General features: G+C 45.1%; 1 protein-coding gene. It reads left to right on the top strand.

The genetic code is table 11. The features are described 5' to 3' along the window. On the top strand, positions 1-414 hold a 414-nt coding region (locus AC29Z1_RS03055), incomplete at its 5' end, for a HutP family protein (RefSeq protein ID WP_488269984.1). Positions 415-532 lie beyond the last annotated feature (118 nt).

The raw sequence follows: 532 nt of genomic DNA, 5'->3' as shown, positions 1-532 counted from the left end.
GATATAACTAGCATAGATGTTGGCCGCGCCGCACTACGAATGGCTATCAGTGAAAACAGGCAGGATGAGCAAGAAACTCGACAATTATTTGCAAAACGTGGTCTGCTAACAGTAGCAGTAGATTTTGGCGGCGAGTTGCTTCCTTCTGTAAAGAAAATCATTGAAAGAGCGGTTGTAGCTGCACAACGCCAAAACCTAGTACCCAGTAATCATGTTGGTGAAGGCGCCGTTGCTGGAGCGGTCCGGGAAGCCTTAGAACAAGTTATCCCCAAGGCAGTTGGTCTTAACGTCGGTGGCAAAATTGGAATTGCCCGGCATGGTGAGCATCTCTGTGTAGCTATTTATTTTGGCGTTGGTGTGCTAAATCTTAATGAAGTGGCTGTAGGGCTTGGACATCGCTCATTACCACAATAAAGTACAGGTACCGGTAAACCGGTACCCTGTTTTTATATGCGAGTAAGCAATTGAGCTAATACTTTGTATTTCGCTTCACTAATAGCTTGATCATAATCGACGATATACCATTCGCCAT

The organism is Sporomusa sp. (assembly GCF_057736855.1).
This window is presented reverse-complemented; position numbering and strand designations above follow the sequence as displayed.